The organism is Agriterribacter sp., assembly GCF_035444585.1.
Taxonomy (GTDB): domain Bacteria; phylum Bacteroidota; class Bacteroidia; order Chitinophagales; family Chitinophagaceae; genus Agriterribacter.
Genome location: NZ_DAOMOZ010000074.1, coordinates 1 through 19,930, shown reverse-complemented (window position 1 = coordinate 19,930; position 19,930 = coordinate 1). Strand labels below are relative to the sequence as shown.

General features: G+C 40.5%; 15 protein-coding genes, 1 rRNA gene and 1 CRISPR repeat array. Of the genes, 1 reads left to right on the top strand and 15 read right to left on the bottom strand.

Going from position 1 to position 19,930, the window contains the following annotated elements:
- Positions 1–256: 256 nt before the first annotated feature.
- Positions 257–1,971: a CRISPR direct-repeat array (repeat unit 37 nt; unit sequence GTCTTAATCCTTGTTATGCTGGATGATGGTTACTGAT).
- A gap of 117 nt (positions 1,972–2,088) precedes the next feature.
- From cas2 to PLH26_RS09925, 11 genes are all read right to left on the bottom strand, one after another.
- The gene (gene cas2 / locus PLH26_RS09975; protein ID WP_324585867.1) at positions 2,089–2,589 is read right to left on the bottom strand and encodes a CRISPR-associated endonuclease Cas2; all 501 of its coding nucleotides are present in this window, start codon (positions 2,587–2,589) and stop codon (positions 2,089–2,091) included.
- A gap of 32 nt (positions 2,590–2,621) precedes the next feature.
- Positions 2,622–3,620 carry a CRISPR-associated primase-polymerase type B gene (locus tag PLH26_RS09970; protein WP_324585866.1) on the bottom strand — a complete coding sequence of 333 codons (999 nt, stop codon included), beginning with the start codon at positions 3,618–3,620 and terminating at the stop codon, positions 2,622–2,624.
- A 71-nt stretch (positions 3,621–3,691) separates the two neighbouring features.
- Positions 3,692–4,675, bottom strand: a complete 984-nt coding sequence (gene cas1, locus PLH26_RS09965) for a CRISPR-associated endonuclease Cas1 (protein WP_324585865.1) — start codon at positions 4,673–4,675, stop codon at positions 3,692–3,694.
- 120 nt (positions 4,676–4,795) lie between these two features.
- Positions 4,796–6,286 (bottom strand): ATP-dependent DNA helicase, encoded by a 1,491-nt coding sequence (locus PLH26_RS09960; protein ID WP_324585864.1) that lies wholly within the window; start codon positions 6,284–6,286, stop codon positions 4,796–4,798.
- Positions 6,287–6,307: 21 nt separating this feature from the next.
- Positions 6,308–7,762 carry a hypothetical protein gene (locus PLH26_RS09955; protein ID WP_324585863.1) on the bottom strand — a complete coding sequence of 485 codons (1,455 nt, stop codon included), beginning with the start codon at positions 7,760–7,762 and terminating at the stop codon, positions 6,308–6,310.
- A gap of 417 nt (positions 7,763–8,179) precedes the next feature.
- Entirely contained in the window at positions 8,180–9,322 is a 1,143-nt protein-coding gene (gene csm5, locus PLH26_RS09950) for a type III-A CRISPR-associated RAMP protein Csm5 (protein ID WP_324585862.1), read from the bottom strand.
- A gap of 4 nt (positions 9,323–9,326) precedes the next feature.
- Positions 9,327–10,367 carry a type III-A CRISPR-associated RAMP protein Csm4 gene (gene csm4, locus PLH26_RS09945; RefSeq protein WP_324585861.1) on the bottom strand — a complete coding sequence of 347 codons (1,041 nt, stop codon included), beginning with the start codon at positions 10,365–10,367 and terminating at the stop codon, positions 9,327–9,329.
- Positions 10,354–11,028 carry a type III-A CRISPR-associated RAMP protein Csm3 gene (csm3, locus tag PLH26_RS09940; protein ID WP_324585860.1) on the bottom strand — a complete coding sequence of 225 codons (675 nt, stop codon included), beginning with the start codon at positions 11,026–11,028 and terminating at the stop codon, positions 10,354–10,356. Before csm3 ends, csm4 begins: the two co-directional genes overlap by 14 nt.
- A gap of 18 nt (positions 11,029–11,046) precedes the next feature.
- The gene (csm2, locus tag PLH26_RS09935; protein WP_324585859.1) at positions 11,047–11,529 is read right to left on the bottom strand and encodes a type III-A CRISPR-associated protein Csm2; all 483 of its coding nucleotides are present in this window, start codon (positions 11,527–11,529) and stop codon (positions 11,047–11,049) included.
- 3 nt (positions 11,530–11,532) lie between these two features.
- On the bottom strand, positions 11,533–14,106 hold the full coding sequence (gene cas10, locus PLH26_RS09930) for a type III-A CRISPR-associated protein Cas10/Csm1 (protein WP_324585858.1): 2,574 nt from the start codon (positions 14,104–14,106) through the stop codon (positions 11,533–11,535).
- An 11-nt stretch (positions 14,107–14,117) separates the two neighbouring features.
- Complete coding sequence (locus PLH26_RS09925) at positions 14,118–14,807, bottom strand: CRISPR-associated endonuclease Cas6 (protein ID WP_324585857.1); 690 nt, start codon at positions 14,805–14,807, stop codon at positions 14,118–14,120.
- 170 nt (positions 14,808–14,977) lie between these two features.
- Between PLH26_RS09925 and PLH26_RS09920 the strand changes: the two genes are divergently transcribed.
- A complete protein-coding gene (locus PLH26_RS09920) occupies positions 14,978–16,294 on the top strand; it encodes an acetylxylan esterase (RefSeq protein WP_324585856.1) in 1,317 nt (438 codons plus the stop codon).
- Positions 16,295–16,347: 53 nt separating this feature from the next.
- Here the strand turns inward: PLH26_RS09920 and PLH26_RS09915 are convergent, their stop codons facing one another.
- The 4 genes from PLH26_RS09915 to rrf all read right to left on the bottom strand — a co-directional run bounded on the left by PLH26_RS09915 (position 16,348) and on the right by rrf (position 19,808).
- On the bottom strand, positions 16,348–18,798 hold the full coding sequence (locus PLH26_RS09915; protein ID WP_324585855.1) for an ABC transporter permease: 2,451 nt from the start codon (positions 18,796–18,798) through the stop codon (positions 16,348–16,350).
- A gap of 167 nt (positions 18,799–18,965) precedes the next feature.
- Positions 18,966–19,316: a hypothetical protein gene (locus PLH26_RS09910; protein ID WP_324585854.1), complete on the bottom strand. Its 351-nt coding sequence runs from the start codon at positions 19,314–19,316 to the stop codon at positions 18,966–18,968.
- Positions 19,313–19,513: a hypothetical protein gene (locus PLH26_RS09905; protein ID WP_324585853.1), complete on the bottom strand. Its 201-nt coding sequence runs from the start codon at positions 19,511–19,513 to the stop codon at positions 19,313–19,315. Before PLH26_RS09905 ends, PLH26_RS09910 begins: the two co-directional genes overlap by 4 nt.
- A gap of 183 nt (positions 19,514–19,696) precedes the next feature.
- Positions 19,697–19,808, bottom strand: a 5S ribosomal RNA gene (gene rrf, locus PLH26_RS09900).
- Positions 19,809–19,930 lie beyond the last annotated feature (122 nt).

Genomic DNA, 19,930 nt, shown 5'->3' with positions numbered 1-19,930 from the left:
TTTCGGTTTTGCTGCCGGGGTTGGTAGCATAATCATCAATGATCTTTCCAAAGATGAGCGGGTCAACCAAAGTAAGCAACTGGGCTGCTCCGGCTAAAGAAAGCGCCAGTACAATAAGCCAGCGATGCGGTTTGAGATAATACCAGAGTATGTTCATTGGCCAGGTTCCATTTATGCAACAGCTAATGCCAATGAAATTAGGGAAATAAAATAAAAGGAGGAAACAGGTTTTGTAAGCGCTTGCCTAAAAAAATTATGACTTATCCTTGTTATGCTGGATGATGGTTACTGATAATAAAGAAAAAATTAATAGCGATTTCTGGCAGGTTTCAGTCTTAATCCTTGTTATGCTGGATGATGGTTACTGATCCTGCTGAATGAATATTGATTGCAATGCCTTTAAATGTCTTAATCCTTGTTATGCTGGATGATGGTTACTGATCAAAAAACGTAATCTTAACAGCGATCAACTTCAAGGGTCTTAATCCTTGTTATGCTGGATGATGGTTACTGATAGAAAAATCAAATCATCATCGGAAAGGCTTAATGGCCTGTCTTAATCCTTGTTATGCTGGATGATGGTTACTGATTCAAAAACGAAAAATATGACAACTCAAACAACAAGTCTTAATCCTTGTTATGCTGGATGATGGTTACTGATGGAAGAGAGTGCATAATGTCTCACTGCAACAAACTATAGTCTTAATCCTTGTTATGCTGGATGATGGTTACTGATTATGGAAAAGTAGCTAATTATAACCCTAGTTAATTCGTCTTAATCCTTGTTATGCTGGATGATGGTTACTGATCATGAGTTATTGGCTGAGATCCAGGTTTTATGTGAGTGTCTTAATCCTTGTTATGCTGGATGATGGTTACTGATAGAATATCGAAGATTGCACAGATGATGAACTGAAGATGTCTTAATCCTTGTTATGCTGGATGATGGTTACTGATACCAAAATGCTACTTATGAGAAAAAGCTATGTGAGTCTTAATCCTTGTTATGCTGGATGATGGTTACTGATTATGGAAAAGTAGCTAATTATAACCCTAGTTAATTCGTCTTAATCCTTGTTATGCTGGATGATGGTTACTGATCATGAGTTATTGGCTGAGATCCAGGTTTTATGTGAGTGTCTTAATCCTTGTTATGCTGGATGATGGTTACTGATAGAATATCGAAGATTGCACAGATGATGAACTGAAGATGTCTTAATCCTTGTTATGCTGGATGATGGTTACTGATACCAAAATGCTACTTATGAGAAAAAGCTATGTGAGTCTTAATCCTTGTTATGCTGGATGATGGTTACTGATCTGGGGTGGGTGCAAACAACCACATGGGAAAAGCCAGAGTCTTAATCCTTGTTATGCTGGATGATGGTTACTGATAAATATTATCAAGGCGGATTAGAACTTGAAAAAGAGTCTTAATCCTTGTTATGCTGGATGATGGTTACTGATAATGGGGGAACAAAACTAATGCCCCCGCTTCACCCGGTCTTAATCCTTGTTATGCTGGATGATGGTTACTGATTCGCTCTACAGGCTAATAGAATTTAAAAGAGTAAGTCTTAATCCTTGTTATGCTGGATGATGGTTACTGATATATAAAATCAAAAATCATGAAAACGAATTCGAGTATAGTCTTAATCCTTGTTATGCTGGATGATGGTTACTGATTCGGCATTTTTTTATTATGAAAAAGCAATCAACCGGTCTTAATCCTTGTTATGCTGGATGATGGTTACTGATAATGAAAACGAATTCGAGTATAGCAGTTGCGTTGTCTTAATCCTTGTTATGCTGGATGATGGTTACTGATAAATGAAAACGAGTATAGCAGTTGCGTTTCAAACGTCTTAATCCTTGTTATGCTGGATGATGGTTACTGATAGTGGGGCTTATCTACTATAGTTTTAAACAATCCTGTCTTAATCCTTGTTATGCTGGATGATGGTTACTGATCGCATTTTTTGCATATTTATGGTTTTCAGATAATTATATTTAAAAGAACTCATAAAACAATAAAAACTACTCATGATTTTCCTCTCTTTCTTACTTAAAGTTACGATAACGGCCATCCTAAAAAAATAAAACATTTGGTTTATCTACCAAAGAGGTAATTTGTATGTCCTTGCCTATAATTTGCATACTTCTGGGTGTATTGTGTGGTATGGGTACCAGCAAAATGCTATCTGTATTCTCATAACATTCCTGCACCTCCTTAAGCGTCCGGCAAATTTCAGTGTACAATTTCGGATTTGCCCTTAGCATATATACCGATTTCTGAATACGGATGCACCCTTTCTCCAGCAGGTATTTGGCGATCAGGTTCCGTACTTTATTGTCTTCAATATCATAAAGTATCATAGACAGGGTTTCCGTTGCTTTCATTGGTTTATCTTTTATAATGTGCAATATTTGCTTTATCCGCTCATTCAATACAGGTAGCTTTTCGTCTCCAGCATCGGGTTTGCTTGTCGGTGGCAACAAAGCGGTTGTTTTTGCAGTAACAATACCCGCCGCTTTTATCATCCGCAATTTTTCAATAAACGTGTATTCTTTTTTGCGTGGTCTTGCCATATAACATGTAAAACTTAAAAGGTTATACTGACTCATAAAAAAGCGTCCAATACCTGCCATGCCAGATCAGCCAGCTCTGCATTGGTACCCGTTTTGGTGGTACGCACCACTGTGAAACCTTTTTTCCCGTAAAAGACATTCAACTCCGCACTGTATTGCATCATTTGTACGGTAAGCTGCCTTCCGTAATGAATAGGGCGGGAAGCCTTTAGCTGTATATCATTTTTATTCAGCTCTGTTTCTATCGTTTCTAAAATGCTGTTTACTTCTTCGGGCTCCACAATTGTTTTTTGCTTTTTAGGCAGGTAACCCGGATTTAACTTCTGCCTGATCAGCGCTATTGAATCTTCCTGCGGAACACGCGATATTTTTCCAGCAACCGTAGCGGTATCTTTTACTAATGCATCAAACGCCGTTTCCACCTCCATAAACGCGGTGCCCGTGTCTTCACTTATATAATCCCGCATATTTACTGCCAGTGCGTTTTCATTATAATATGCTTCAGGGTCGGCACTAAAAAATACCGCCCTGGTAACATCGTGTGTTACTGCGTCTATCGCCTTCTGTAATCCACACTGTATAGCAATATGGGTTGCAAAAGCTTTATAAAAGTGCGTGTACAAACCTGCATCGATACAACGTTCGCTCAGCCTAAATAATACTTTTAACCCGTCTCCGCCGGGAGTTGTAAAAAGCAATTGCACCTGCGGAATAGCCGACAATTTTTCAAAAGCAGTGGCTTTAGACAAGCCCGCTTCTGAAAAGTGATCAAAATCAAGCGTGAAATAATGAAGTGCGGCAAAGTTTTCTTTTCTGCGTACAGGTGGATTAAATATGCCGCAACAGAAATAAGGTAATGTAGCTTTTTGACGGCGATATTGCTTTTCATCTATTATCTGTACCTGCCTGAGTTGCTGTATCCGGCTGGCAAATGCCGGTGATGGATGCATGATTTTACCGGCAACAGCCGCCACCGTGGTTTTTTGCAACGGATCGCCCGGCGCCTGTATGTTTAATCCAAATGTAAGCATCAGAAAAGAAGATTTTAATGACCGAATGTTTGTTTGAAGGCTAATGATGGAATGAATTAACAGGGTAGACATCAGTTTCCGGGAGTATCCAAAAAATATTGGGCAAGCCGCTGGGCAAAAAGCGTAATATGGGTATCCCGGCTGCGGTCTGTATGATCAACTTTAATGATCTCAGCCATGTAATCGTGAACAGCCTGCACAAATATTCGCTTTCCCAATCCGTCGAGCCAGTAAGCCCCATTTTTAATACTAAAGCACTCTTCGGTAAAAACATCTTCACAACACAAACGTACAGCCACATAATCTACCCAAACCCTGTACCGTTCAATAACATCATATACCAATACCGGCCGGTTATAATCATCGCGGTGAAACACGCCAATATAAGGATCAATCCCGGCTTTGATCAATGCTCCTTCTACTTTACCGTACAATATGCCATAGCCATAATTAAGCAAAGCGTTAAACATGTCGGCGGCGGGGTGCTGGCTTCGTCCTTCAAAACGGTACTTTACAGGCAGGTATTCATTGAGTGCCTGAAAATACCTTCTGGTAGCGGCCCCTTCCCAACCCCGTAATGATGCAGCTATATCTGCTACAATCATTCCTTCCAGCTTAGTTACCTTGGCTTTGTGATCGGAAATGGCATTAATTACACTTTGGGCAATGCGGTTGGCGCGGTCATCAGTATTTTGCAGGGTAAGCAATAAAGCAACCTGGTTATCCATTTTGTCTTTTACCTGCTGCTTTATCCACTCTACCGACCGGGAAGAATAAATAAACTCCAGCTGATTTTTCCGGATAGTGGAAACAGAACCGTAGCGATTGCTCCAAACCCTCCCCTGAGGCATGCCGAGCTGGTTGATAAAGAAAACATCTACCTCATTTTCTATAGCAAGCAATACCGCATCACTGCTTATTCGTGCCCCTTTACTTATGCTGATGCTTTTTACGTCGCGGGGCGGGATAAGTTGTTTTCCCTCCTGTGAAAAAATGGCAAAAAGGTTATTCTCCTTTTGCAGGGAAACGCCAAATGAATTTAGGATGATATTCATCAACAGGCTGGTTTTGGAAGGGGTTGAAAATAAGATATGAAAGGCAAAAGAAAGTTACGATATTTTATTAATGTATCTTCACATTGGGCGTTTATACTTACTATATTTTTAGGATCTAAATCAGGGATTCAGGGTTTCAAATGCTTTCTCATACACAGAAATAAACCAATCATCGGCCAGGTGCAGTTGCTGCTGGCTACGGGTGATAGCCGTATACCACCAGCGGTAAATACCCGGCTTTTTCAACCCCTGTATTTTTGTTTCCATATGCAGGTACACATGCTGCCATTCGCCGCCCTGACTTTTATTGCAAGTTACGGCATAACCGTAGGCTGCCCGCAAACTGTTGAGATATGGATCGGTTCGCATAGCATCTGTAAATAAGGGCGACTTTTGACTGATATTTTTTTGCCGCATCCGTCGGGCTAAATCAATCATCAAGGACCTGAATTCATCAGCACTAAGGTTGGGACGTGTACGGGTGAGCGGCGATAAAGCCAGTAAGCAACTATGGTGCTGCCCGTCGTGCAAGCCCTTAACTGTTATTTCAGCAAACGGAATATTGGCCTGCAATTTCATGGGTCCAACAGCCGTAATCTCCACAAAATCTCCATTCACCAGGGGCACAAGGTAATTGTTTTGCGTAATCAGTAACAGGTCTCCCGCTACCGGCATTTGCGTTTGAAACCCTATTTGTTTGCGTACATAACTGCTGATATGGAAATTAAAATTATTGCTACGGGTAATCATAATGGTTTGCTGATACCCGTTCTTCTTTATTTTTGAAATATAATGGTCTATAAGTTCATCTGTATTATTGTGTATTACAATATTGGAAAGTCCCTTTGCAGGCAGCATGGCGTAATTCCCCGGCTGGGGGTGAACGGTATAATGACGCAGGGGCAGGCTCAGCTTTAAAACGCTGTGCTCTTTTTGCTGGCGCACAATATCTGTCAGCTCGCAGCCTGCTACATTTTTATTAAAAGTGTCACTTATATACGAAGCATCGAGGGCAGGAGAAGAATCCTGCTGCACAGGCGGCAACTGGCAGCTATCCCCCACAAAAACCAGTTTGCAGCTTTTTGCATAAGCCATTAAATCGGTGAGGAGCTTACCGGTTCCAAACATGGCGAAATCACTTGCCCCATCCGTATCGCTGAGCATAGACGCTTCATCTACGATAATTACCTGCTGCTTTACCCCTTCACCCATAGCTGCAGGGGGCCGTAATTCAAACATCAGCAATAACTGGTTGGTTTTGGGATTGAACTGCGGTCGCCTGATATTTTGTTCAACCTGCTCAATATCCTGGTTAATATTTTTGAAAGAATAAACAAGGGAATGTACGGTAATGGCATCGTAGCCGGTTTTATCTCGCAGCACTTTAGCCGCCCGGCCCGTAGTGGCGCAAAGCTGCGGTTGAAATCTTTTATTTACCGCTTCATCGTGCTTTAACCATTGCACCAGGGTAGCCATAAGCGTGGTTTTGCCGGTACCCGCATAACCTTTAAGAATGAACACTTCGCCGTCAGGGTTTAATATAAATTGCTTTAAGTGCTCAAGTGCTTCTGATTGCTGGGGAGTGAGGGTATGGTGGGGGAGTTCGTTCATTTTTACGGAAACAAAAGATACTTAAACGTTTTCACCATAGTGAGCCAGAATCTTCCTTCTTATGTTTTCATAAATCCCTAACCCGTTTGTAAAAACAATCTTGTCAATGAAGTTGTAAAATGCTTCAATACTAATTTTCCTGTAGTCAAGTATAATATCGATATCTCCCTTGGTAATAGAACCCAATGAATGTGCAATGTCATTTCTTCTTAAACGAAGATCTGAAATAACAGTGTTGACTTTTTTTATTTCCTGATCTTTTGACTTGGATTGATTTTTTTTATCCACTAATAACCACCTGTACAAATAGCAAAGACTCATAGCATTGGGATTATTAAGGTGAACTTTCTTCTTCTTTAGCCTTTCAATATAGCTCCGGTTCAGATTTTCATTAATGAAACCTTCCCATTTTTCATTTTGATCCCCAGGGCTTTTCAAAGCTTTGTCAAAAAACCTATCAAGAAGATGCCCGACATATTGCTCAATTTCGATTTTATACATGCTCTCCGAAATCGTGAAAAGCTTTATTATCGCTTCATTATATTTACCTTGTCTCATTTGTATTTTGAAGGAATAAACCAGATCCTGCAATTTTATTTTCCGCTTTTCAACCTCAGTCAACTCATTCCACTTTACTTTATATTCTTCGGGCAGGTCATTATCATCAATTGCATCATGCAATAAATTTAGCCGCCGTGCCGCATAACCAGAAAGTTTCTTCAATTCAGAATTATCCAAAATTAAGTCCTCTGCTTTGTCAAAGTCATAATCTCTAACATGCTTGATTACATTGTGTTTGGTAAGATCGTTCAAAAAGAGACGGGTGAATTTCAATTGGACCGGCTCAGACAACTCCGCATTTTGGTAAATGATCACCTTTTCTTTAAACAATTGGATGAATTGCAGGGTTAAGGCATGATTGATCTGGTCAATACCGCCTTGTGGCAAAAGATATATTTTATCTATTTCTTCCCTTCTGCTTATAATGTTCAATGCTTTTTGGTAAAATGACTCATATTGATAGTCTATGTTTTTCACGTGCTTGCTTATAGCATAATCATGGTAGCGTAACGAAGAGAATCTGTCATTAAAATATTGCTGAAGAATGGATCTGAAAAACAAGGTATCCGACTCTTTAAAATGTTCGGTCGCATCTGTCTGATCGGTATAAACCCACCACACTTCATGAAAGATCACATCTTTTTTTTCAAACAAACTCAACAAAGGCGTAATGATCGGGAATTCAAGAATATCCTTAAACCCGGTATAGTTTTCATTGATAAGTTTTCCTCCCTTACGCGGACTTGCCAACAGGTATTCCGGGTAACCCCTGTTTTGCTTCAGCGTTATCTCCGGTAGGCCGGTTTTCTTTAAAACTATTCCAGTCTTACCATTATCATCAATTGTAAATCCTGTATCGGGCTTCTTCCTGATCTGTATATCGCTATTGCCTAATGTAATGACAAGTATGTTCATTTATTTTCATTTAATTTTCATTATTCCAACAAGTATTTACAAAAAACATTGCGTATCTCAATATGAGAACGTTAAGCAGATTGCTCATCACTTCTACTTTTCAGGCATAAGAAATTCGTTTAAGAACCCTTCAACTCCATACCCCTCCCTTTTATCCTTTATTCAGTAACCTGTGGTATTACTATGTGATGTTTCCAACCTGTGTATGGCACGGATTCTTTACGAATAACATCATCCAGATTCCTTTGATGCATCCTGAATTGAATTAACCACGTAGATTTAAAGTAAACTTTCAAATTTGCATGATTAACTGGCTATTTAAACATTCTTTATCCTTTATCGCTCAACAATCAACATTGCAGCTTAAAAACGATTTCGCCCGGAAACAATACGCTTTTTGAGTACGCATTCCGCTCATCATGCAAGTGTTATTCTGACAAAACCGGGAAGCGCAAACCGTCTTTCATTTTCATCGTTAAAATCAAAAACCAGTTTCCTTGTTTTAAATGCCTTCTCCACTCCTTTAACCATTCTTCCCCGGTTTCTTTTTACTGCATCAACATAATCCAAAAATTCCCAGTTTCCCGTGATGGAATGATACCCAACATTAGAGCCAACCCTAATCAAACATGATTTGGTATTTCTTAAATTCTCTTCTTTTAACCAATGGAGTTCTTCCCAAAAACTTTCATCAGATAACTCTTCATTGGGATAAATTTCAAAAAAGTCGATTTCTTGCTGCAAGTATTGATCCGTATGCTTTTGTATTATACCGAGTAACCAGTTTTGATCCTGATGTCCAAACAATTTTTCAAAATTTGGCATATCCATTCTCTTTTTCAGGTAAACCTCACTTGTTGTGCCCCATCCAATTCTAAATTTGCCTTTTGCTACACCAGTTTTATAAATTCCATCAGTTAACATTTCATAATACGATACAAATCCCCTACTATTAAATTTCCCATCATGCCCACCACGTCTTTCATGTTTCCATTTCCCGGTTTCGATATCATTTTCCACATCTGCAGAAAATATTTTTACAGGATAAATAGCTGGCAATCCTTCAACCGGGCAATCAGTTACCTGCAAAAATCTTAGCGGATCATTTTTTATCTCCCCGAGCAAATTTTTAGGATTGTAGGTAGTAGCTGGATTGTATAAATATTTTAAAATAATTCCTCTGATTACTCCTTTAATTGAAGAGCCGGGAATTGTCCAAGCTCCCATAGCATCTCTGTAGGTTGACTTAACCGGCTCCCGGCCCGGAGGATACCGACTTGACCATGTATATCGAATAGACTGATCATTAATCAAATTCTTTTTGAGAAGATAGTTTGAAAAATCCTTTGTATTCCCACTCCTTAGCTGATTAGAAATTAAGGAAATATCTTTGCTGCCAATTTGCTTTAATATCACATCGGGTTTAAGCACTACATATTCGCCAACACTTTGATCATACAAAAAGTCTAACCCTTCTGTATATTCTTTTTCTTTACCCATTCCTATATGAGTGGGAGTTATTACTTCCAGATTAAAATGTAAAACTTCATGCGTCTTCATACGCTCATCCTTTACATGGTAAAAAAATACTTCGGCCATTGCGCCAAACCGGGTGGCCCGTATTAATGCCTTCGCCAATGGGTTCAACATTCACTACCTTACCGGCTATTAAGCTGCCGCTTGTTTTAAATACGCCTCCGGGTTGTGCCATATACACACCGCATTTGCGCCAGGTATTGCGGGGCTCGCTCATCCACCCGCCACGCCGAAGGAGGCTAAATCCGGAACGGGGATATGATTTTCCATATTCCGTAAACGCCTCCCATTCCTTTTTATCACCGGGACAGTACATTCCAATATTTACCGCATAGTCCGTCTCCCCGGGCAGGTGTATTGAAACCTGGTCAAACGTGCATTTGAATTTTCCATGTCCAACATTTCTGTCTGTACCAAGCCCATCTTCCTCTAAAAGCCTTAATGCGGACAATACCTTGGATTTCATTTCCTCATTTTCAAATTTCACTATAGCATATAACCCGGCCCGCTCGTGAAAATAATACCGGTCAATATAATAGATTAACGTATCCTCCATACCAGTTCGGCTGATGGATGCCCTTGGCATTACCTGGTTACTGATTGGGATAACTGGTTTCTTTTTACCATCGCCTGACAATTCTTTCACCGACTGATAGCCGTTATCGAAAAAAGTTTTATTATGCTCCAAGGGGTTTCCTGAAGCCAGCGCTTCGAATACCGGAATATCCACCCATTGTATTTTTTTCAAAGCTTTCCGCACACTGGTATCTATGAATAACCCAGGCTCCTTCTCCCCTAATAATAACATGGGGCGTGGTAAAAAATAAGAACTGCCCTCTTCGTAATTTATAAAAGGAAAAAGACTGCTAACGGTAAACTCATAATGTTCATTTTCTTCTGCAGGTATCCATTCTGCCTTACCCAACCTGGCCCATGCATGGCAAATGGCCGCATACAATGCATCGCTTTGCAGTAGTGCAGCACCGGTACTGTAGTCGCTTCGCTCGTTGCCAATATGTAAGGGTGTTGTGAAGCGAAAACGAATAATATCGAAATTATACTGTAGCATGGAGGTATTGTTCTGCTGTTTTATGAACCGGATCATTAAGAGTAAACTTAACCTGCCCGTAGCCTCTGCTGCCGCTGCCACCCAGGTAATCATCTTCCAATAGTCTGATGCCCGCATAAAACAAATCAAGTAACTCTTTTTCAGCTTCCGCAGCTTCCGTGTCAGTTTCAGCAACCACATTAATAACAAACCCAACATCAAAAATGGCACCTGCTGGCACTCTTTCAAATTGGCGTGGATTAGAAGCTTTTCCCTGAATACGATCAATGGTGTTTTCAAATTTTATTTCTGTATAAGGCATATCAGTAAACCCCTTTGCTTGAATTTCATTTGCACTTTCTTTATTTAAGTTTGCATCTCTTACAATCAACCTGCTTGGATTACCACTTATGTTTTTATCTGGCGCCAATGCACCAAAAAGTTTTCCAATAGGGTGTTCTGGTGATTTAGTAGTGTCCGTTTTGCCATAAGCAATATCCAGCAAACTCCTCATTTTTCCTTTTAATGAACTACCAGGAATATAGGGGCGATTATCATCCTTTCTCCTTACAACAGGGCTATCAACTCCTCCAATATCAATACTGTCTTTAGAGTCGCCAATATGAATACCCGTCAACAATTCAATCTTTCCCGCTATACTAATTTTTTTGTACAGTTTCATAATAATGTAATTTAAATATTAATTATCGCCTCCATATTGTTTATGATATGCCACAATAGCTTCGCATATCTGAACAAAGTGTTTGAATTTTTTTTGACTATTCCCAATCTTTGAAACCATTGGAGCTATTTGGTTATAAAAATCCTCAATCTTAACCTTCTTATCTCCCCTGGCCTCTTTTTTTGCCCTTCCGACTGCATAAGCAATTTTGGGATCTAATAAAATTAAATCCATACTCGCATTTTCAAAATCAGCCTGAATGCGTTTAATCTCCCCAAAAAATTTCCTTAATTGGCTTGTCGTAACTTTTACTCCCCCTTCATCGTTTGCAAAATATTTTCCCCATTCTTTTAAATTTTCAATTTGTGAAGCACTTATTCCATTTTCGAGCATTGAAGTATCTATTTTGGGTGGCTTTTGCATGTCTTTCGTTTTTTGGGGGTTCCTTCCTTGTCCACCATAATCGGTCCTATGTCTGCTACTGTCATATGAAGCTGCCATATTTTATTTTTTTAATTGTTTAATTTCTAATTCAGCCCATCTTGCCGCTGCAATTATAGTATCGAATGAAATATTATGAAACTGGTTATTGTAGCTGCCGGAATAGAGTAAAATTTTTATACGATCAAGAATATCATTCTTTACCCCATTGTTCCTGCTTTTCATGCGTGCCATGGTATAAGCGCTATTCCATTGCCAGTCGGGTTCGCCTCTGGCGTATTGAGCATAATAATCAAAAAGCTTCATCAGGAGTCCCTTGCTGATTACTTCTTCATAAAATATCCATTGCACCATATCTGTTTTAAATTGCACCATAAAGTCCCAATCGTATTGCCAGCTCACTGAAACATTAAATATGGTAACCGCGTTCTTCTCCGGTTTTCTGCTTAACCAGGCATCTTCAGATTCGTTTGCTATCCTGGCTATTTTATATTTCTTTGCAGTCGCTTCTGCCTCACCTGCAAGTTCGGCGGCCTTAGCAATGGGAAATTTAGGGCCCACCATTACCATACCCCCGCTTAAGCTGATATCTTCTCTCCCTCCCACAAATTTTCTGAACCCGGAACGTACTTCAGCGGCAAATGCAATCAATTCTGCCCACCGGCCCACAGCAAACAGATCATCCCCGCCGCTATAAATAATATTTACCCTATCCCTGTACGCTTCTTTGTTCCGGATAAAGTTTAAATGACCGCTGAAATACAGGTCAAGCATGCTGCTCAAAGTAGCCAGAGCGCTAAAACTCCGCTTGTTTTCAGGGAACCCGTTCATAAACAACTCGCCCAGATTATCTACATCCATACGAAGAACACCCATCCGGGTTCCATTTTCACCCTCTTCCTTTTTTACTATTTCTTCAAAAGTGGCAGGCCTGTCATCTGTACTTGCCATCCTGCAGCCCCCATACAAACGCCACCCCAATCCGTTGTCATTATGTGGAGTAAATCCATCGGGCATTAGTCTTATCGCATCTTCATGATCTGTTCTAATCCAGTGTTTGATGTTCTGTTGATTAGCGGTATCGCCTTTTTGCAGCATATCCCATTTACTGAAGGCCCCGGCAAAATATTTTCCTTTTGCGTGATTCCTTAGAGCAACAAGATATTTATGTTCGTATAGATCGCGCCCAATATCTATTAATTTACTCATAGAAATATCTATCCATATATCCTCCTTGTCCCCTTGTTCCACATCTTCCGTATTGATTTTAACGCCTTTCCCATCAATTTCAATTCCTGAAACAGCACAAATATTAACTTCACCTCCGGTACCAAGAGGTTTATTTAATAATTCGTCAAATGAGTTTATAAATACATTTTCAAACCTTCTTCTTTTACGGGCGCTTGTTTTCTCTGCAAGTTTCTTCCATAAAACACCCACATCTAACAATGCATCGTCTCCTTCAGCCATTATTAATGGTCTCTCACCGCCAAGAACAAAGCTGAAATTGATTCCATCCATGTTTACAGATAATTGTTCCTTATACTCCTTCCATAAGGTATCCTCCAATTTTGGCCCGTATTCTTTAATTACCTGATTTACTTTAGAAGTATTGGGTAGCAGTAAATAGAACTTTCCACCTGCAGCGTAAACCTGGTTAATAAGCGAACAGCCACATGCTGATAAAACTTCCTGTGCAATGCTTTCTGCCAGTAATTGTACATAAAAACTTCTCCCCTTTAAGCTTTTTGCTGCTGCTTTATTTGTTATATTGTATATGAAAGACTGTATGCCACTAATATCGCCACAAAAAAGCTTGATAGGGTAAGTGCCCTGAGCAATACTGCTTATCCTGTTTTCATTACCAAATGTTTCCGGAAATTCCTCTTTATAAGCCGCGAAACAATGAGCGAATGCACCAGTAGTTTTTAAGTGTTCAAACAAACTGCTTTCCGGGTAGTCCTGGGTGCTGGCCGGAATGAAACTGGTATATTTTTTTAGTAAATGATACAAAGAGAAAATGAATGCATTCGGATTGGCATCTGGTAATTTATTAAACTCATTCTCAAATGATTTCCAAAGTTCCGGATACAACATTTTGTTATCCACCTGAGCTACTGAAGTTGGAAAAACTGTTTCTCCTATCGCCAGCTGCTGAGCTTGATAAACTACATCAGACGCTGTTCCCTTTTGCTTTCCAAGAATGGCAAAAGGACTTACGAATGGAACTGATTTATACTTATCCCAGTTCCACTCCGGGTTTCTCAACAGTACCTGATCGTTACTCCTATCTAAACCACTACTGCAGATATCAGCCAGCGTTATTAATCCCTGATCTGGCGTTGAAGGCTTATGGTGGTAGGCTGCCAGATTAATCAATTGCTCTTGCATCAACGACTTGTCGCCCAACCCAGCGCGGATAAATTTGTCATGATGCTTGTCTATGAAAGCATAAGTCCAAATTACGTGTTGATATCCTGGCCTTCCATCAGGTCTGTTGGGACAGATCTGCTGAATAATTCCCTTTGTCTTTTGGAGATTTTCTGAATCTTCCCACAGCACATCTGCTCTTTGCCAAAACTTTCCAATGTCATGCAAAAAACCAGCTAAACCGTATATCAATGGCTCTGCCTGCATATTTATTTTGGTTATGAATTAAACTCCTGTTTACTTCTTATTTGCTTTACTACTCCAAATCCCTTACTTACGCCCTTTCCCAACCCAAGATAATCAGGTAAAAAAACATTGCATCTGAAGCTAAGATTAAGTGCTGCTACTTTTATGTCTTTCATTTTATTCAAACGTTCGTATTGTATATCGGAAATGGTAAGTTCAATGGGCTTCTCCAGTTGCCACTCCACACCCTTGGCAAAAGAAAGAATATTGCCAACCAGTATACTTTCAAGCATGCTTATTTTTTCAGTCATGCTGTCGAGTGCCTGATATTTCCGGTAATTGCTTTCATTAAGTGCCTGCCAGCGGTATATGGTGTAACTGAAAGATCTATCCCAGATGTTCAGTGTAGTGGTTTTCATATCCAAACGGTCAACCTTCAAATCTGTTTTTTGCCCGAGCAGTTGAATGGTCCAGTTTCTCTGCTCAAAAAGATGGTGTATTTCTTCAACCCCGCTATCAACACAAAAGATAGCGGGTTGGTTGTGAACATGTTTGTACTGTATCAGGGGATAAGCATAAACATACTTATCCTCACCAAGATGATTATGGAATAATATATTTTCGTGACCAACTTTTTCTATTACGGCGCCCCGGAAAGCGCTGATCTGATAAGCGGGAATAGCATTATTAAATGTAACCAGGAGCGTTCTGATCTTTTTCAATGGCAAGGGAATTTCTTATGTTAAATATATTAAATATTTTGAAAACAATTCTATCAATCGCAAAAAGAAGGTATTTCAAGTTTCCACTTTTGCATTTAAAATGGCTCCCGAATACACCGCTTGTTTCGAAACCTTTCAAAATTTACTTATTTTCAAATAAAACTTTTTTTATGCCTGCTCAAATATCTATAACCATCCGCCGCATTGCACTGCTGCTGATCTTTTCTGCTTTTATTGCCCGCAGTCAGGGTCAACCCGCCCGGCAAATGATCAAAGTGGTGGTTGCCCCGGATCATACCAACTGGATATATAAGCCTGGTGAAAAAGTAAAGTTCACGATCACCGTTTTACAAAACGGCAATGCATTGAAGAACACAGTGGTGAAGTACGAGGTTGGACCCGAAAAAATGGAAGCGATAAAAAAAGATTCGCTCACCATAACAAACGGAACGCTTAATATAGACGGAGGCACCATGAAAACATCAGGCTTCCTGCGCTGTATAGCAACCGCGATGGTAAATGGCAAAAGTTACAGGGGATTGGCGACAGCGGCTTTCAATCCATTGCAGATAACGCCAACTGTTGAAAACCCATCAGACTTCAGCGCTTATTGGAACAATGCAAAAGCAGAGCTGGCAGCAATACCCGTTGACGCAAGAATGACCCTGCTGCCCGAGCGATGCACTGAAAATGTAAATGTGTATCATGTAAACCTGCAGAATTATAAGGCGGGTGCAAGATTATACGGCATTTTATGCGTACCCAAAAAAGAAGGAAAATACCCGGCATTGCTCCAGGTACCCGGCGCCGGTGTGCGGCCTTATGCCGGGGATATTGCCAATGCGGAAAAAGGAGTGATCACTTTCCAGATCGGTATACATGGTGTTCCGGTCAATATGGATGTTTCGGTATACAACAGTCTTGCCACAGGCGCTCTTGCAGGTTACTGGAATTATAATCTTGATGATAAAGACCGCTATTATTACAAGCGCGTATACCTGGGCTGCGTACGCGCCAATGATTTCTTAACCAGCTTACCGCAATACGACGGCGAGCATCTTGCCGTGATCGGAGGCAGCCAGGGTGGCGCTTTATCTATTGTAACCGCAGCGCTTGATCCCCGTGTAAAATTCCTGGCCGTATTTTACCCCGCCCTTTCCGATGTTACCGGCTACCTGAAAGGCCGCGCCGGGGGCTGGCCGCATTTATTCGCCCAAAATAATCTTGCATTCAACAACACCAGAGAAAAGATCAATACGGCAGGATATTATGATGTGGTGAATTTTGCAAGACAATTAAAAGTGCCGGGCATATATACGCTGGGCTTTAATGATGAAACCTGTCCGCCTACCTCTATGTTTGCTGCCTATAATGTAATTGGTGCGCCAAAAGAACTGTTTATAGTTCCTGAAACCGGGCACTGGACTTTCCCGGAGCAGAGGGAAAAACTGAATGAGTGGATCATTGGTAAGCTGGTAATGGAATAAATCACTGGCAAAAAAAGGATCACCGCCCCCGATGAAGCTTCACAGATAATCATTTACTCCGTTCTCAGGCTCTTCACCGGGTTTGCAATCGCTGCTTTTATTACCTGTAAACCAATTGTTGCCATAGCAATTACAACTGCCACCAGGGCAGATAAAACAAAAACCCACAGGCTGATGTTTATCCTGTAAGCAAAATCTTCCAGCCACTTATGCATAAAGAGCCATGCAACAGGAATTGCAACCAGGGCTGCGATAAGCACCAGCTTTAAAAAATCTTTTGAAAGCATAAGAACAATGCTGCTGACCTTTGCGCCCAATACTTTGCGTATGCCGATTTCCTTTACACGTTGTTCTGCTGCATAAATGGTAAGACCTAACAATCCCAATGCTGCTATAAAAATAGCAAGCAGCGAAACAACAAGAAAAATGGTTTGTCTTATTTTATCATCACGATAAAGCAAATCCCATTGCTTATCCAGGAAATGATATTCAAAAAGATGCGTCTGGTCTACACGGTGGAGAATAGCATTCATTTTTTTCAGTAATCCGTCAACATCGCCGCCTGCAAATTTCACGGTCAGATAACCAAAATCTGCACCCAGGGTTTTGTTAAATCCCATCATCATCGGAGCAATCGGCTCGTGCAAAGACTGAAAATTGAAATCCTTCACTATGCCTGCAATATTCACGGTAAATGGTTTCTCTACCGCAGAACGGCTGTCACCGCCGAATTTTGCAGACAGAATTGTTACCGGCTGATCCAGGGCATCCTTTATCCCAAACGCTTTTGCAGCAGTTTCATTAATAAGCACGGCATCAGCATCTGCATTGCCTGACGGAAAAAAATTCCTGCCTTTTAATAATTCAATATTATACGTTGAGAGAAACTGGCCATCCACGCCAAAGTAATACATGTCTTTTCCGCTTGTGGGATTACTGTTGTCTGTATTCACTTTTACAACGGGAATGGTTTTCCAGGCGCCGGGAACTGTTGATGTTACAGAAACCGATTTAACCTGTGCAAGCTTTGCAAATTCGTCTTTTATTGTTGCGGCACTGCGGCGCACATAACCGCTATTAATATCAATAACCACAACCTTATCTTTATCAAACCCCATGTCTTTATCATTTACATATTGCATTTGCTGGTAAATAATTATGGTAGCTGCAATAAGAACTATGGAGATCACAAACTGGAAAACAACCAGTGAGCGCCGTAAAGAAATATTACCACGCCCCAACTGGATTTTGCCTTTTAACAACGATAAAGGATTAAGGCCCGATTGAAATAAAGCCGGGTAAAGACCCGCCGATAAAGCAACAACTGCTATCATAAAAAAAATACCTGCCCATATCCGGTAATCGGTATGGATGTTAAGGGTGAGGTGCTTTTCCGTGAATGAATTAAAAGCAGGCAATAAAACAACTACGAGCATAAGCGAAAGCAATACGGAAAAAATAGTTACCAGTAATGCTTCTGTAAGAAATTGCTTTATGAGCGTGGTTCTTGATGCTCCCGCAACTTTGCGTACGGCTATTTCCTTTCCCCTGTTTGTAAACCGTGCGGTAGAAAGGTTCATGTAATTGATGCAGGCGATAAAAATGATGAAGCAGGCAACAATCAAAAAAACACAGACATAATAAACATTTCCTTTTTTGCCGGAGTTGCCCTCAATATCGTTAGAATAAAAATGAATATCTTTTAATGGCTGTAGCTGAACCTGGCTTTTAACGCCAGGATCGGGCGTATGGTTTGAAGCAATAAGGTTATCCAGGCTGGTATTTAAAGCAGAGATATCGGTATTGTTGTTCAATAAAAAATAAGTGGCAAAAGCGCCGGATGTCCAGTCACCGGAAAAGTGCTTTTGCGCTTCCGGTATGCCCAGGATGGTAGATTCCGATATAAGGAGATTATAAGAAATACTTGAATTTGCGGGAAAGTTTTTCAAAATCCCGGTTACTTTAAAGGGAACGGAATCATTATCAAAAAACAACAGTTCTCCAACCGCATCTGTCCTGCCAAAAAACTTCTGTGCTGTTTCTTCGGTAAGAATAACGGACCGGGGCTCCGTTAATGCACTGCTCCGGTGGCCGTACAGTAAAGGATAGCTGAATACATTCAGAAAACCGGGGTTGCCGGCTGTAACATATTCATGAAAGATGTTTGCATGTTGATTGCCCGGCTTAATTTCTGCACGCCAGTATGTTGAGATACGTGCTACGTCCCTGATCTCGGGAAAAGCAGCTTTTGCCCTTGCGGAAACCAGGAAACCGGTACCGGATCTTTTGGAGGTTTTACCCTCTGCAGATGTTTTGCTTTCAACTACACGGTAAATATTATCGGCATTCGTATGAATCCGGTCGAAAGTAAATTCATCGAAGATGAACAATGCAATCAGTATAAAGCTTGTTAAGCCAACCGTTAAGCCGGTTATGTTTATGAAAGAAAAAGTTTTATGCTTCCATACATTGCGAACAGCGGTTTTAAAATAATTTTTAAACATTACAAACCGGGTTTCCTTCAAAAGCACAATTGCAATGCCGGTTTATTATTTTTATGAGTATCAGGTAATTGGGGATACGGCAGGCAGGCAAAGTGCATGTTTATGATACAATAGTGTTCGTTTTTGTTACAGGTTATTCAGCATCACGAATATCCTGCCGTAATGAACTATTCGCTACAACGGTAAATTTCTTTAATCAATTTTTTTTCCTCGTTTATATCTTTATATGTCCCTTCTTCATACTTTATTAATGCTCCATCCTGGTCATAATAAACCATGATGCAATCACACCAAAGTCCCTGCGACTCAGATATACCTCCGCAAACAGTTCCGTAAACTATACTTTTATTGTATTGATATTTTGCTATCGTAATACCACAGGTAGGGCATTCCTGTTGTGCTTCATCTATCAGGGTTTGGATTGGTTTTGGTAAATCTTTGATCTCCATATCCGGGCTGTCTTTCTTTGAGCAGGAAAGGCTAAAGAAGAGTAAAGTAATGATTGAAATATTTTTCATATATCCCCGTTTCCTGTTTGATCATCCCGGAACCCAAAGCGTTGCATAAGCAATAAAAAGAGGCTCAAAAGAAAAAACACGAGGAAAATAAAATCCGGGAATATGGAACTTTGTGTTCCTGCCTGCCGGCAGGCAGGTTTGAGCCTTAGTGGCATACCCTTCTGAACAGGTTTACGGGACAGCTTTTCAATAAACATGGCACCTACCGCATTTTACCCCGCTGCAACAGCGGGGCTCCCACATTGTATTGCAGGTCATCGGCCATGAGGCTTATCCCATGCAGCAGACTTATGCGCCTGCGGTGCACCGGTATGGGAAGTGATATTTATTTATACAGGAACACAAAAAAACCCGACCAGTAAACTGATCGGGTTCAATAAATATGGCACCTACCTACTCTCCCACATTGTATTGCAGTACCATCGGCCATGGAGGGCTTAACTTCTCTGTTCGGAATGGGAAGAGGTGAACACCCCCGGCAAAAGCACCATAAGAAGGTAAATCCGAATCCCGCCGAGGCGGGAAAATTCGAAATTCGAATTTTAACATTCGGGCTTCAAATAATGTACATATTGGGAAATAACGAAAACGGTAATTAAAATAAAAAAATTAAA